The organism is Pseudoxanthomonas sp., assembly GCF_036845285.1.
Lineage (GTDB): Bacteria > Pseudomonadota > Gammaproteobacteria > Xanthomonadales > Xanthomonadaceae > Pseudoxanthomonas_A.
Genome location: NZ_DAIUEE010000007.1, coordinates 189,854 through 202,580, shown reverse-complemented (window position 1 = coordinate 202,580; position 12,727 = coordinate 189,854). Strand labels below are relative to the sequence as shown.

Sequence of the window (12,727 nt, the reverse complement as noted above, 5' to 3'; positions counted from 1 at the left end):
GCGCCGCTGCCATCCGCCGTCGTCTTGCTGCATTGCACGAAGGCTGCCGGGCGCTCCGTCCCTAAAATTACATTTGAAACCAATTCCGCCGGCCGACGAGAACACCGTCCAGATGACCACCGCCGCAAGTTTCACCATCGAATACCTGCAGTACCTCGGGCCTGACGGCACCCTGGTACGCGACGACCTCCCGGAAGCCGGGCGCGACGTCCAGCGCCTGCGCGAGCTGTTCAAGCAGATGCTGCTGGTGCGCACCTTCGACACCAAGGCCATCGCTCTGCAGCGCACCGGCAAGCTGGGCACCTACGCCAGTTGCCTGGGCCACGAGGCCACCCACGTCGGCATCGGCGCCTCGATGCGCACCGGCGACGTGTACGCCCCCAGCTACCGCGAGTACGGCGCCATGTTCATGCGCGGCGTGAAGCCGCGCGACGTGCTGATGTACTGGGGCGGCGACGAGCGCGGCAGCGACTACGACCGCGCCAGCGACGCCCGCAACGACTTCCCGTTCTGCGTGCCGATTTCCACCCAGTGCCTGCACGCGGCCGGCGCGGCGCTGTCGTTCAAGCTGCGCAAGCAGGACCACATCGCGGTGGCGACCTGCGGCGATGGCGGTTCGTCGAAGACCGACTTCTATGCCGCGCTGAATTCCGCCGGCGCCTACGAACTGCCGCTGGTGCTGGGCGTGATCAACAACGGCTGGGCCATCTCGGTGCCGCGCAGCGCGCAGACCGGCGCGCAGACGCTGGCGCAGAAGGGCCTGGCGGGCGGCCTCCACTGTCTGCAAGTCGACGGCAACGACCTGATCGCCGTGCTGGAAGGCATGCGCCGCGCCGCCGAGCGTGCCCGCAAGGGCCAGGGCGGCACGGTGATCGAATTCGTCACCTACCGCCTGTCCGACCACACCACCGCAGACGACGCGCGCCGCTACCGCGACGATGCCGAAGTGAAGGCCGGCTGGGAGCGCGAGCCGATGACGCGCCTGCGCACCTGGCTGACCGCACAGGGGGCATGGAGCGAAGCCGAGGAAGCCGCGTGGAAAGACGAATGCGGCGCACGCGTCGACGAAGAGGTCAACGCCTATCTCAACACGCCGGTACAACCGGTCGAAGCGATGTTCGATTACCTGTACGCCGATCCGCCGCCGGAACTGCTGCAGCAGCGCGCGGCGGCCATCGCTGCGGAGAACCGCCCGTGAGCACCGTGATGAAGCCTGACAACAAGACCGTGGGAGCGACGTCAGTCGCGAAACCGGATGCCGCCGCAACCCCGACCGCGATCACCCTGATCGAAGCCATCACCCAGGCACTGGCCTGGGAGATCGCGCACGACGACACCGTGCTGGTGCTGGGCGAGGACGTGGGCGTGAACGGCGGCGTGTTCCGCGCCACCGCCGGCCTGCAGCAGAAGTTCGGCCCGGAGCGTGTGCTGGACACGCCGCTGGACGAAACCACCATCGCCGGCCTGACCATCGGCCTGGCCGCGCAGGGCATGAAGCCGGTCGCCGAAGCGCAGTTCGACGGCTTCGTCTATCCGATGGTCGACCACATCATCTGCCACGCCGCCCGCCTGCGCACCCGCACGCGCGGCCGCCTGCACTGCCCGATGGTGCTGCGCGTGCCGTGGGGCGGCGGCATCCGCGCGCCGGAACATCACAGCGAAGCCAACGAGGCCATCTTCACCAACGTGCCGGGCCTGCGCGTGGTGATGCCGTCCTCGCCACAGCGCGCCTACGGCCTGCTGCTGGCCGCGATCCGCGATCCGGATCCGGTCATCTACATGGAACCCAAGCGCATCTACCGCCAGTACAAGGAAGTGGTCGCCGACGACGGCGAGGCACTGCCGCTGGACGTGTGCTTCGTGCTGCGCGACGGCACCGACGTGACCCTGGTGACCTGGGGCGCGCAGGTGAAGGAAGCACTGGAAGCCGCCGATGCGCTGGCCGGCCAGGGCATCAGTGCCGAAGTCATCGACGTCGCCACGCTGCGCCCGCTCGACTTCGACACCATCGCCGAATCCGTGGCCAAGACCGGCCGCTGCGTGATCGTGCACGAAGCGCCGCGTACCGCCGGCTTCGGCGCCGAGATCGCCGCGCGCCTGGCCGAGCATTCGATGTACGACCTGCTCGCGCCGGTCGAGCGCGTCACCGGCTACGACACGCACATCCCGCTGTTCCGCCTGGAAATGAAGTACCTGCCCAGCGTCGACAAGATCGTCGCCGCGGCGAAGCGGGCGATGGCGGCGGGCTGATCCGCCGCGCATCGATCAACGAAAGAATCTTCGAAGAGACATCCGAATGAGCGAGAGCAAGACCTTCCACCTTCCCGACCTGGGCGAAGGCCTCCCGGACGCCACCATCGTCGAGTGGTTCGTCAAGGAAGGCGACGTGATCCGGCTGGACGAACCGCTGGTGTCGATGGAAACGGCGAAGGCCATCGTCGAAGTACCCTCGCCCGTTTCCGGCAAGGTGACGAAGCTGGCGGGCGCGGCAGGCGACATCGTCATCACCGGCAGCATGCTGGCGGTGTTCGAACCCGACGCCAGCCTGCCGCAGCGCGCGGAAGGCCAGGACACCGGCCACCACCACGGCCCGCCGAAGCCTGCTGCATCCTCCACCCTTCCCCCGCCTGCGGGGGAAGGTGCCCGAGGGGCGGATGGGGGCGACGTGGCGCGCACCGAAGCAGATGCCACCGCTACAGAAGCCGACGCCGGCACCGTCGTCGGTGCCATGCAGTCCTCCAATGCCATCCACACCGAGCAGGCCGTCGCCGTCGGTGGCGTGAAGGCCATGCCGGCCGTGCGCGCGATGGCGAAGAAGCTGGGCGTGGACCTGTCGCGCGTGCGTGCGACCGGTGCCGATGGCGCGGTGACGATGCAGGACGTGAAGCAGGCGGCCGCGGATGGCTCGGCGAAGATCGGGGCCGTGGTTCCGGCGGCGCATGCGACTGAAAGCACGCCCCCATCCGCCCTCCGGGCACCTTCCCCCGCAAGCGGAGGAAGGGATTTTCAGGAGCGCACCGCGCTGTCCGCCAGTGGCAAGCCGATGCGCACGCAGCCACCGGGTGTGTCCGTCAGCGGCCAGCCGGAACAGCTGAAGGGCGTGCGCCGCAACATGGCGCGCGTGATGGCCGATGCGCATGCCAGGGTGGTGCCGACCACGCTGAGCGACGATGCCGACGTGCATGCGTGGATGCCCGGCAACGACATGACCGGCCGCCTCGTTCGCGCCATCGTGCGCGCCTGCAAGACGGTGCCGGCAATGAATGCCTGGTTCGACGGCGAGAAGCTGACCCGCACGCTGCATCCGCACGTGGACATCGGCATTGCGGTGGACACCGATGACGGCCTGTTCGTCCCCGCGCTGCGAAACGCCGACCTGCTGGAAGCCGGTGGCGTGCGCGACGGCATCAACCGCCTGCGTACGCAGGTGGAAGACCGCAGCATCCCGCCGTCGGAACTGACCGGCTACACGATCTCGCTGTCCAACTTCGGCATGTTCGCGGGCCGCTACGCCACGCCCGTGGTCGTGCCGCCGTGCGTCGCCATCGTCGCCGCCGGACGCGCACGCCACCAGGTCACGCCGGTGATGGGCGGTTTCGAATCGCACAAGGTCATCCCGCTGTCGGTGACGTTCGACCACCGCGCCTGCACCGGTGGCGAAGCCGCGCGCTTCCTCAAGGTGCTGATCGACGACCTCGCCCTGCCCGCGTGATGTTCCGCCGGCTCACCCCGATGCTGCGTACGCCGGATCTGCCCGGCACGCTCGCGTTCTACCGCGACGTGCTGGGTTTCGAACTGGCCTCGGGTGCGCCGGAACACGGCTGGCTGGCGCTGCGCCGCGACGGCGCCGACCTGATGCTGTCGGGCCTGAACGCTCACGAGGGCGACGCCGCAACGGGCTTCACCGGCTCGCTGTACCTGGAGGTCGCCGACGTCGATGCGCTGTGGGACGCCGTGCGCGACCATGCGCGCGTCTGCTACACGCCGGAAACCTTCGCCTACGGCATGCGCGAGTTCGCGGTGTACGACAACAACGGTTACCTGCTGCAGTTCGGCACGCCGGTCTGCGACGACGCCTGACCTCGAACGATGGCAGGATGACGCCCGTCGCCCTCCGCCAGGAATCCGCCATGGCCCACCGCAGCCGCCTCGCCGGTTTCATCATCGACAGCCAGGTCGACGACCTGCCCGCCGCGTCCGCGTTCTGGAGTGCTGCGCTCGGACTGGAAATCACGCACCCGGACGATGGCGATCTCGGCATCTACGACAAGTTCGAACCCGGTCCCGGCGGCCTGCATATCGAGGTGCAGAAAGTGAAGCACGAAGCCCGCGTGCACCTGGACATCGAAACCGACGACATCGAAGCGGAAGTCGCGCGTCTGGAAGCCCTCGGCGCGAAACGCGTGCGGCACGTGCGCAACCGCTGGTGGGTGATGGAAGCGCCGACCGGCCACCGCTTCTGCGTGGTGCCGATGGACGAGGACAGCGCGCGGGCCAAGCCGAACCGCTGGCCGTGACGCGCCTCAGCGCGTCGGAACGGCTTCGTCCTTCCAGAACGCCAGCAGGCGCGCCAAGCCTGGAGACGAGGCGGCCTCGTCTTCCAGCCAGGGCATCTCGCGCTTCCACTGCGACTGGCTGAGCTGCTGCACCAGCGTCTGCGGCGCGTTGGCGAAACCCATGTGCCAGCGCTGGAACAGGCGCTTGTCCACGCGCCCCTGCTCCAGGATCTCGAGGCGATGGTGCTGGCTGGCCCGCGCGATGCGCGCGTAGATCTGTTCGACGTCGGCGCGTGCGCCTTCTAGATACTGGAAGAAGCGCTGATCGCCGTAGAGCAGTGCGCCGGTCACTTCCGCCAGTTCGTTCGCCACGCGCGCGTCCAGGAGCAACTGGTCGAGATCGCCGGCCTCCATCGGACGCGTGGCCTGGCTCTGGTAGACCAGTACATGAAGAGGAGCCACGGGCGTTCCGGTCGATCGAAAGGGGCGCGCAGCATAGCGCAGCGGATCACATGAACGACGTGCGCCAGCGCCGCTATTCGCGTTCAGTCTCGCTGCGTTCGCGCACTGCCCTGAATTCTGAACCGTTCAGCCAGCGCGGCCATGCGCGGCTGTCTGCGATCTCCCGGCCAAGCGCGTACAGCAGCGCGACATCCTGCGCCTGCCCGCGCGCGTTCCATTGCGTCGTCCACGCATCGCAAGGCTGGTGGTAGCACCTGGCGAAGTAAGCGTCCCGCAGCGCTTTCCCGCTGGCCACGCCACCGTCTGCACGGTCCAGTCCTGCGCCCACGGTGATCGCCGGAACACCCGCGCGTGCAAAGGCGAAATGGTCGGCACGATAGAAGAAGCCCGCTTCGAGATTCGGATCGGGCGAATAGGTACGGCCGTGCGCCTCGGCCACGCGCTTCAGGTCTCCTTCCAGCGACACGCGGCCATTGCCCCACGAAGCGATGTCGCGAGTGGGGCCATCCGGACTGAGCATCTCGATGTTGAGCACCGCCGCCGTCCTCTCCAGCGGCGCCAGCGGATTCGCAGCGTAGTACGTCGCACCCTGCAGGCCTTTCTCTTCGGCGGTGAGCGCCATGAACAGCAGGGTGCGCTGCGGACGCGGGCCGGCGGCGAACACGCGCGCCAGTTCGATCACCGCCGCGACACCAGTGGCATTGTCGACGGCGCCGTGGCGGATCCCGTCGCCCGCCGCGTCGGGTTCGCCGACGCCGAACGCATCCCAGTGCGCGGAGTAGATGACGGTCTCGTCCGGGTGCTCCGTCCCTTCCAGGCGTCCGATGACATTGCGCGTCACCACCCGGTCGCGCTTCACGGCGAACGCGGCCGACAGGGTGGCATCGCCCAGCGGCACCGGCACGAAGGCGGCGGTCTGTGCGCGACGCTTTTCCGTTTCGAAATCCAGGCCGGCGCGCTCGAACAGCGATACCGCCAAGCCGCGCCGCACCCAGCCGCGCAGTCGCGTGTGGTAGGTATCGGCGTCCGCACGCGGAATGTCGAACACCGGCGACAGTCCCGATGCGCGCACGGTGGCCCAGCCATAGGCCGCCGGTGCGGTCTCGTGGACGATCAGCACGCCGGCCGCACCCTGCCGTGCGAGTTCTTCGTACTTGTAGGTCCAGCGCCCGTAGTAGGTCACCGCGCGGCCATCGAAAGCACCTGACGAGTCCGTTTCGAAATCCGGATCGTTGACCAGCACCACCGCGACCTTGCCCTTCAGGTCTGCGCCCTTGTAGTCGTCCCAGCCGCGTTCGGGCGCGGTGATGCCATAGCCGACGAACACCAGCGGCGCATCGACGATGTCGACACGATCGACCGGGCTCAGGCTCTGCAGGACCACGTCATCGCCGTTGACCAGCGGCTGGACGGTACCGCCCAGCGTCACCGACGACGTCACGGCACCGTCCACCTGCGCACGCACCAGCGGGACATCCTGCGTCCAGGTTCCCTGCTCGCCACCCGGCTGTACACCCGCCTTCTTCAGTTCATCGATCACGTACGCGATCGTCTTCTCCTCGCCCGGCGTGGCCGGCGCGCGACCCTCGAATTCATCGGATGCGAGCACGCGCACATGACGCGAGAGGTTGTCGGCGCTGACCCCGCCGCCGGGGATGTCGGTGGCGAACGCCGGCATCGCGCACAGGGATGCCAGTAGCAGCGGGAACGAGAATTTCATCGGATTCGCCTGACGTGAAGACATCGGAATTCTAAGTGATCGACGTGGGAGCGACGTCAATCGCGACGCCGATGTCCAGATGGCGTCATCGCGACTGACGTCGCTCCCACATGGGCGCCCACGGAATCTCGAGCCTCACGGCCGTCCGCGATCCAGCCACACGCCCAATCCCTGCGCATTCAATTCGATGTCCATCGCGAGTACGCGCAGCACCTCCTCGTCCGCCTGCGGCACCTGCAGCGCATGCGCGCGTTCCAGGTACAACGCGGACAGGCCCGCCGCGATGCAGCGGTGGCGATCCGCGCGTCCGTCGCAGGCGTCCGCGATCGCGACCATCGCATCGATCTGCTCGTAGAGCGCCTGCGCCAAACGAGGCGCGTCGTCGACGCGGCCGTAGTGGGTCAGGTACATGCCGTCCGGCGCGTACGCGACCATGCGCGCAATGCTCGCCTTCAGCGCGACCGGCTCGAACTGCACCGGCGTGCTGGTCGGCAGGATGAAGGCGCCATTCGGCCCGTCCAGTTCGCGATAGGACAGGCCGAAGGTGTCGCCGGTGAACCAGCAGCGGCTGCGCTCGTCCCAGATGCAATGGTGGTGGCGCGCATGTCCCGGCGTGTCGATGCAGAGCAGCGGGCGCCCCGCCAGCATGACGCTCTCGCCATCGCCGACGATGCGCACGCGCGATTTCGGCACCGGCTGGACGACCCCGTAGCTTCGCTGGATCTCTTCTTCGCCATAGACTGCGGTGGCACCTTCGACCAGCTTCGCCGGATAGATCAGGTGAGGCGCGGCGCGCGGGTGTGCGATCAGGGTGGCATTCGGCAGGTGCTGCATCAGCAGGCCGGCACCGCCGGCGTGATCCAGGTGCACATGGGTGACGATGAGGAAGTCGACGTCTTCCGGCGCCAGCCCCGCATGCTCCAGCGTGGCCAGCAGGTGCGGAACGGAATGATTGGTGCCGCAATCGATGAAGGCACCGCGCCCTTGTTCGACCACCAGGTAGGCGGCGTCGAAATGGTCGCGATGGAACGCGGCGTCGATGGTATGGATGCCGTGGAGGCTCATCCGCAGGCCTGCAGTGGAACGGATGCTCCGATTCTAGTCCGCGCGTCGCATCCGCACGACCCGCCTTTGGTGGAACGGTCCATCCGCATGCGGCGTCAGCCGCGCGACAACCACCAGCCACGCAGCGGCACCGCCAGCGTCAGCACGAACAGGAATGCGCCGTACGCCACCAGCGTGGCCAGCACCTGCTTCCAGATCGCGCCGGTGCCGACATCGGCGGCACCCAGGGCATAGCCCCACTGCATGCCGATGAAGCTCAGCACGAAGGCCACCGCCAGCACGGCGAGGTCGAAGCCCTTGCGGCGTGCGTTGCGTGGCTGGCGAGGGAACAGCCAGAACAGCGAGCCGAGCAGCAGGAACCACGGCAGGAACAGGATCACCGCCAGATAAGGCATGGCCTCAGGCCTCCGCCGCGCGCAGCGCCGCCAGCGCCGCCAGCACGTCCGCGGCCGACACCTGCAGCACGATCTCCGGCGTTTCCATCGCATCGGCCTGCTCGGCCTGCTTCAGCACGCCGATCAGCCTGCCGGCATCCTTCGGCGAGTCGAAGCCGTTGCTCTGCACCAGCACCTTGCCGTCCGCATCCGCCAGCTTGAAATAGAAACGGCCGTCGGTGTCGCGGTACTGCTTGAAGGCCGGCAGCGCCGCCTTCGCATTCGCGACCTTCGTTTCGTTGACCGTCTGCTGCGACAGGTCGCGCAGGCCCACGGCATGGCGCAGTTCGGCCAGCAGCGGCGCGGCATACCGTTCGCGCAGGCGGCGCGCACCGTCGCGCAGGATCGCTTCGATGTCGGCCGGCTTCGCCATCAGTGCTTCATACTTCTCGCGCAGCGGGGCGATTTCCGCATCGATGCGCTCGAACAGCTGCTGCTTCGCATCGCCCCAGCCGATGCCGTCGGCGAACTGTCGGGCGAACGCACGCGTTTCCTCCGGGCTGGCGAACGCCTGGTACAGCTGGAACAGTGCCGAACCCTCGGTATCCTTCGGTTCGCCCGGGCCGCGCGAGTCGGTCAGGATGGAGAACACCAGCTTCTTCAACTCCTCGCGCGGGGCGAACAGCGGAATGGTGTTGTTGTAGCTCTTGCTCATCTTGCGGCCGTCGAGGCCGGGCAGCGTCGCCACGTTGTCGTCGATCAGCGCTTCCGGCAGGGTGAAGTAGTCCTTGCCGTACACGTGGTTGAAGCGCTGGCCGAAGTCGCGCGCCATCTCGATGTGCTGGATCTGGTCGCGACCCACCGGCACCTGGTGCGCATTGAAGATCAGGATGTCGGCGGCCATCAGCACCGGATACATGAAGAGGCCCGCGCTGACGCCGGCATCCGGGTCTTCGCCCTCGGCGTTGTTCTTGTCCACCGCCGCCTTGTAGGCATGCGCGCGATTGAGGATGCCCTTGCCCGCCACACAGGTCAGGAACCACGTCAGCTCGGTGATCTCCGGCACGTCGCTCTGGCGGTAGAACCACACCTTGTCCGGGTCCAGGCCGCACGCCAGCCAGGTCGCCGCGATCTCCAGCGTGGAGCGTTGGGTGCGCGCCGGGTCCTGCGACTTGATCAGGCTGTGCAGGTCGGCCAGGAAGTAGAAACTCTCTGTGTCCGGCGCACGGCTGGCCGCCACGGCAGGGCGGACGGCGCCGACGTAGTTGCCCAGGTGCGGCGTGCCCGAGGTGGTGATACCGGTGAGGACGCGGATCGTCATGTGCGAAGCGGGGGAATGCGGGAAAGCGGGCAGTTTACCGGCTGGGGGCCGGACATGCGGATGGGGGCACTGCGACACGGCGTCGCAGGCGTCGGCCCGTCCACCCCTCAACCGGCGCCGGCATCGCCTTGCCGCCGCCGCAACCCCACTGCCTCCGGCCGGCCGTTCCCAGCATCGTCCCCACCTGGAGAACGGACATGCTGCATCGCTTCCTTGCATCCCTCGCCACGCTGGCCCTGCTGGCTTGCGCGCCCGCCCACGCCGGCCCGCTGGTCGATGTCAGCGTGGTCGACCGCGATACCGGTGAATGGCTGGCACGGCATCCGCACCGGGGCGACCTCTGGATCGCCGGCACGCCCGGGCACCGCTACAGCGTCCGCCTGACCAACACCACGGGCGAACGCGTGCTGGTGGTGCTGTCCGTCGACGGCGTCAATGCGATCACCGGCCAGACCGCGAACCCCTCGCAGGCCGGCTACGTGCTCGAACCCTGGCAGACCACCGATGTCACCGGCTGGCGCAAGTCGATGGACGACGTCGCGCAGTTCGTGTTCACCGACCTTGGCGACAGCTACGCCGCACGGACAGGCCGGCCGCGCAATGTCGGCGTGATCGGCGTTGCCGCCTTCCGCGAGGCACGTACGTACCGCTATCCGCCGTACGCACCGCCGCCGATCGCGCGCGGATCGATGGAGAAGCGGGTAGAGGCCGAAGCGGCCGCACCGGCGGGATCATCCCGCGGCACCGCCGCCAACGACGCCGCCAGGCAGCAGAGCATCGGCACCGGGCATGGCGGCCGCGAATGGGCGCCGACGTCGCGGACGGGCTTCAACCGCGCGACCCGCCAGCCGGAACAGATCAGCGAAGTGCGGTACGACGAATACCGTCGACTCGTCGCCCTCGGCGTAGTGCCGCGCCGCCCTGGACCGACCTGGCGCGATGAAACCCCGCGTGCGTTTCCCGGCGGATTCGTCGCCGATCCGCCGCGCTATCGCTGAGCACGCGCCAATCATCATGCACAAACAGGAACGGGCCGCACGAAGCGGCCCGTCCTTCCGGATGTCATGCGTTCGGAACGCGGTCAGTGCTTGAACGAACTGTCCGAACGCAGGGTGCGCTTGAAATCCTCGACTTCCGTGTGCGCGCGGTCGCGATCGTAGCCGTAGCGCTCCTGGAGCTTGCCGGTGAGGTACTCGGCATTGCCTTCCGCGACCTTGAAATCGTCATCGGTCAGGTCGCCCCATTTCGCCTGGATCTTGCCTTTCAGCTGCTTCCAGTTGCCGGCGATGATGTCCTGATTCATGGTGTTGCCTCGCTTGATTGAGCGGCTGGGGGCGCCGCACGGACAGCATCGCAAGGGGTCTGTTTCGATGCGATCAACCACGCGTCAACACGGCATTACGATGGCCGAAGCATTCAGTGGCATGAAGGCGCATTCGCAGCGCTGGATTCGCGGGCCTGAATACGCCTGTTCCAAAAGAAAACGGGCCGCGATGCGGCCCGTTCCAGATCACGCGAAGACCCGGCGCTCACTTGCCGGATGCGTCCTCGACCTTCTCGCCGACCTTCTGTACGTCCTTGCCAACGCCCTTGACGGTGTTGCAACCGGAAAGAACGGCGACGGACAGCAGGGCCAGTACGATCAATGCGGGAAAACGCTTCATGGCAGGACTCCTCGATAGTGGTGAAGGGGCGCGATGCCGGGCCGGCTGACCCGTCGTCGCGTTCAGCAAGTCTGATTCAACCATACTGGCTGGCAACTGACCATGCGGCTTGCGACCACAAGGCTTCCCGGACAGCAGAAGGGCCGGTTGCCCGGCCCTTCATTCCGCCCGCCTCCAGCCAGGAGGGAGCCGTCAGGCCGCGTGCATCAGCACTTGCCGTCCTTGCAGTCCTGCGCCTTGTCCTCGACCTTCTCACCGACCTTCTGCACGTCCTTGCCGGCACCGGCCACGGTGTTGCAGCCCGACAGGACCGCCATCGAGAACATCGCCGTCAGCAGCAGCATCATTGCACGCTTCATACATCTATCTCCTGGGTGATGGGGTGCCGCTGCACGTGCGTCCCACAGTGCAGCGGCGTGTGCGCCCACCTTCTGCGTCGCGCCGTATAGGCTGCGTGAAGCCCGCATAGCACCGTTCAGTCGCAGTTTTCCCTGCGGCGACGGCTCAGTCCCGCATCAGCGTGGACTTGCCGAACAGGCTTTCCACCAGGTCTACCGTCAGCTTCGCCGTCCGGTTGCGGCGGTCCAGCACCGGGTTCAATTCGACAATATCCAGCGATCCCATCAGGCGGGTGTCGGCGATCATTTCCATCACCAGCTGCGCCTCGCGGTAGTTGGGGCCGCCGGGCACCGTGGTGCCGACACCGGGCGCGATGCTGGGGTCGAGGAAGTCCACGTCGAAACTGACGTGCAGGTGGGTGTTGTCGTCGACGCCGTCCAGCGCCGCTTCGATCGTGCGCTTCATGCCGACCTCGTCGATGTAGCGCATGTCGTAGACATCCACCTTGTGGTCCTTGATCAGCTTTTTCTCTTCCGGATCCACGGAGCGGATGCCGATCTGCCGCACCATCGCAGGCGTGATGGCCGGGGAGTCGCCGCCGAGCCTGGTCAATGCCTCGGGTCCGATTCCGCACAGGCACGCCACCGGCATGCCATGGATGTTGCCCGAGGGCGTGACCTCGCTGGTGTTGAAATCCGAGTGCGCGTCCAGCCACAGCACGCGCAGCTGCTTGCCGGTCTGGCGGCAATGCCGCGCGACGGCGGTGATGGAACCCATCGCCAGGCAGTGATCGCCGCCCAGCATGACCGGCAGCCGCCCCTTCGCCAGTTCGGCCGCCGTGGCGTCCATTACCGCGCGGTTCCACGCCACCACTTCATCCAGGTGGCGATAGCCTGCAACCGGTCCAGTCCATGGATTGGACGGTCCCTGCACGTTGCCGGTATCGATCACCTCCACGCCACGCGCAGCCAGTGCTTCGCCCAGGCCGGCGATGCGAAGCGCATCCGGACCCATGCGTGCACCCCGGTGGCCAGCACCGATATCGGTGGGCACGCCGATCAGGGAGACAGGAGGAAAGGCTCGACTCATGGGTACGTCCTGCGAAAAAACAGGCGCACAGTCTATGCCGCCGGCGATGACGGGCCTGTGGCATCGCAGCACGTGCGCCCCCGCGGTGGCAGGAAACCGGTGTGTCATCCAACCAGCGCGATCGGAACGTCCCCCTGATTTCTCTGCAGGACTGCATGCACCTCATGACCACTCCCGGTCACGAACGGATCTGCAGT

The 12,727-nt window shown here is 67.3% G+C and carries 15 protein-coding genes; 6 read left to right on the top strand and 9 right to left on the bottom strand.

Annotated elements, in window-relative coordinates:
* Positions 1-112 precede the first annotated feature (112 nt).
* From pdhA to V7060_RS11030, 5 genes are read left to right on the top strand one after another with little or no spacing between them, the layout of a single operon-like run.
* Positions 113-1,198: a pyruvate dehydrogenase (acetyl-transferring) E1 component subunit alpha gene (gene pdhA / locus V7060_RS11050; protein ID WP_334179283.1), complete on the top strand. Its 1,086-nt coding sequence runs from the start codon at positions 113-115 to the stop codon at positions 1,196-1,198.
* An 8-nt stretch (positions 1,199-1,206) separates the two neighbouring features.
* Positions 1,207-2,250 carry an alpha-ketoacid dehydrogenase subunit beta gene (locus V7060_RS11045; protein ID WP_334179344.1) on the top strand — a complete coding sequence of 348 codons (1,044 nt, stop codon included), beginning with the start codon at positions 1,207-1,209 and terminating at the stop codon, positions 2,248-2,250.
* Between the two features lie 46 nt (positions 2,251-2,296).
* The gene (locus V7060_RS11040; RefSeq protein WP_334179282.1) at positions 2,297-3,712 is read left to right on the top strand and encodes a dihydrolipoamide acetyltransferase family protein; all 1,416 of its coding nucleotides are present in this window, start codon (positions 2,297-2,299) and stop codon (positions 3,710-3,712) included.
* A 20-nt stretch (positions 3,713-3,732) separates the two neighbouring features.
* Positions 3,733-4,080, top strand: coding sequence for a VOC family protein (locus V7060_RS11035; RefSeq protein ID WP_334179281.1), 348 nt, complete (start codon positions 3,733-3,735; stop codon positions 4,078-4,080).
* Positions 4,081-4,130: 50 nt separating this feature from the next.
* Complete coding sequence (locus tag V7060_RS11030; protein ID WP_334179280.1) at positions 4,131-4,517, top strand: VOC family protein; 387 nt, start codon at positions 4,131-4,133, stop codon at positions 4,515-4,517.
* 6 nt (positions 4,518-4,523) lie between these two features.
* Here the strand turns inward: V7060_RS11030 and V7060_RS11025 are convergent, their stop codons facing one another.
* From V7060_RS11025 to V7060_RS11005, 5 genes are all read right to left on the bottom strand, one after another.
* On the bottom strand, positions 4,524-4,958 hold the full coding sequence (locus V7060_RS11025; protein ID WP_334179279.1) for a BLUF domain-containing protein: 435 nt from the start codon (positions 4,956-4,958) through the stop codon (positions 4,524-4,526).
* Positions 4,959-5,031: 73 nt separating this feature from the next.
* Positions 5,032-6,678: a M28 family metallopeptidase gene (locus V7060_RS11020; RefSeq protein WP_334179278.1), complete on the bottom strand. Its 1,647-nt coding sequence runs from the start codon at positions 6,676-6,678 to the stop codon at positions 5,032-5,034.
* A 135-nt stretch (positions 6,679-6,813) separates the two neighbouring features.
* Positions 6,814-7,743 carry an MBL fold metallo-hydrolase gene (locus tag V7060_RS11015; RefSeq protein WP_334179277.1) on the bottom strand — a complete coding sequence of 310 codons (930 nt, stop codon included), beginning with the start codon at positions 7,741-7,743 and terminating at the stop codon, positions 6,814-6,816.
* Positions 7,744-7,838: 95 nt separating this feature from the next.
* Positions 7,839-8,138: a hypothetical protein gene (locus V7060_RS11010; protein WP_334179276.1), complete on the bottom strand. Its 300-nt coding sequence runs from the start codon at positions 8,136-8,138 to the stop codon at positions 7,839-7,841.
* A gap of 4 nt (positions 8,139-8,142) precedes the next feature.
* Positions 8,143-9,438 (bottom strand): tryptophan--tRNA ligase, encoded by a 1,296-nt coding sequence (locus V7060_RS11005; RefSeq protein ID WP_334179275.1) that lies wholly within the window; start codon positions 9,436-9,438, stop codon positions 8,143-8,145.
* Positions 9,439-9,635: 197 nt separating this feature from the next.
* On the opposite strand from V7060_RS11005, the gene V7060_RS11000 reads away from it, so the two are divergent.
* Positions 9,636-10,436 (top strand): hypothetical protein, encoded by an 801-nt coding sequence (locus V7060_RS11000; RefSeq protein WP_334179274.1) that lies wholly within the window; start codon positions 9,636-9,638, stop codon positions 10,434-10,436.
* 83 nt (positions 10,437-10,519) lie between these two features.
* Here V7060_RS11000 and V7060_RS10995 read toward each other — a convergent pair whose 3' ends face one another.
* From V7060_RS10995 to rocF, 4 genes are all read right to left on the bottom strand, one after another.
* Entirely contained in the window at positions 10,520-10,741 is a 222-nt protein-coding gene (locus V7060_RS10995) for a CsbD family protein (protein ID WP_334179273.1), read from the bottom strand.
* Between the two features lie 226 nt (positions 10,742-10,967).
* A complete protein-coding gene (locus V7060_RS10990; protein WP_334179272.1) occupies positions 10,968-11,102 on the bottom strand; it encodes an entericidin A/B family lipoprotein in 135 nt (44 codons plus the stop codon).
* A 206-nt stretch (positions 11,103-11,308) separates the two neighbouring features.
* Positions 11,309-11,461 carry an entericidin A/B family lipoprotein gene (locus V7060_RS10985; protein ID WP_334179271.1) on the bottom strand — a complete coding sequence of 51 codons (153 nt, stop codon included), beginning with the start codon at positions 11,459-11,461 and terminating at the stop codon, positions 11,309-11,311.
* 145 nt (positions 11,462-11,606) lie between these two features.
* On the bottom strand, positions 11,607-12,530 hold the full coding sequence (gene rocF, locus V7060_RS10980; RefSeq protein WP_334179270.1) for an arginase: 924 nt from the start codon (positions 12,528-12,530) through the stop codon (positions 11,607-11,609).
* Positions 12,531-12,727: the final 197 nt, after the last annotated feature.

Coding starts and splice junctions, on each gene's coding strand:
- pdhA (WP_334179283.1), top strand. CDS start 113: ATGACCACCGCCGCAAGTTTCACCATCGAATACCTGCAGTACCTCGGG.
- V7060_RS11045 (WP_334179344.1), top strand. CDS start 1,207: ATGAAGCCTGACAACAAGACCGTGGGAGCGACGTCAGTCGCGAAACCG.
- V7060_RS11040 (WP_334179282.1), top strand. CDS start 2,297: ATGAGCGAGAGCAAGACCTTCCACCTTCCCGACCTGGGCGAAGGCCTC.
- V7060_RS11035 (WP_334179281.1), top strand. CDS start 3,733: ATGCTGCGTACGCCGGATCTGCCCGGCACGCTCGCGTTCTACCGCGAC.
- V7060_RS11030 (WP_334179280.1), top strand. CDS start 4,131: ATGGCCCACCGCAGCCGCCTCGCCGGTTTCATCATCGACAGCCAGGTC.
- V7060_RS11020 (WP_334179278.1), bottom strand. CDS start 6,678: ATGAAATTCTCGTTCCCGCTGCTACTGGCATCCCTGTGCGCGATGCCG.
- V7060_RS11015 (WP_334179277.1), bottom strand. CDS start 7,743: ATGAGCCTCCACGGCATCCATACCATCGACGCCGCGTTCCATCGCGAC.
- V7060_RS11010 (WP_334179276.1), bottom strand. CDS start 8,138: ATGCCTTATCTGGCGGTGATCCTGTTCCTGCCGTGGTTCCTGCTGCTC.
- V7060_RS11005 (WP_334179275.1), bottom strand. CDS start 9,438: ATGACGATCCGCGTCCTCACCGGTATCACCACCTCGGGCACGCCGCAC.
- V7060_RS11000 (WP_334179274.1), top strand. CDS start 9,636: ATGCTGCATCGCTTCCTTGCATCCCTCGCCACGCTGGCCCTGCTGGCT.
- V7060_RS10995 (WP_334179273.1), bottom strand. CDS start 10,741: ATGAATCAGGACATCATCGCCGGCAACTGGAAGCAGCTGAAAGGCAAG.
- V7060_RS10990 (WP_334179272.1), bottom strand. CDS start 11,102: ATGAAGCGTTTTCCCGCATTGATCGTACTGGCCCTGCTGTCCGTCGCC.
- V7060_RS10985 (WP_334179271.1), bottom strand. CDS start 11,461: ATGAAGCGTGCAATGATGCTGCTGCTGACGGCGATGTTCTCGATGGCG.
- rocF (WP_334179270.1), bottom strand. CDS start 12,530: ATGAGTCGAGCCTTTCCTCCTGTCTCCCTGATCGGCGTGCCCACCGAT.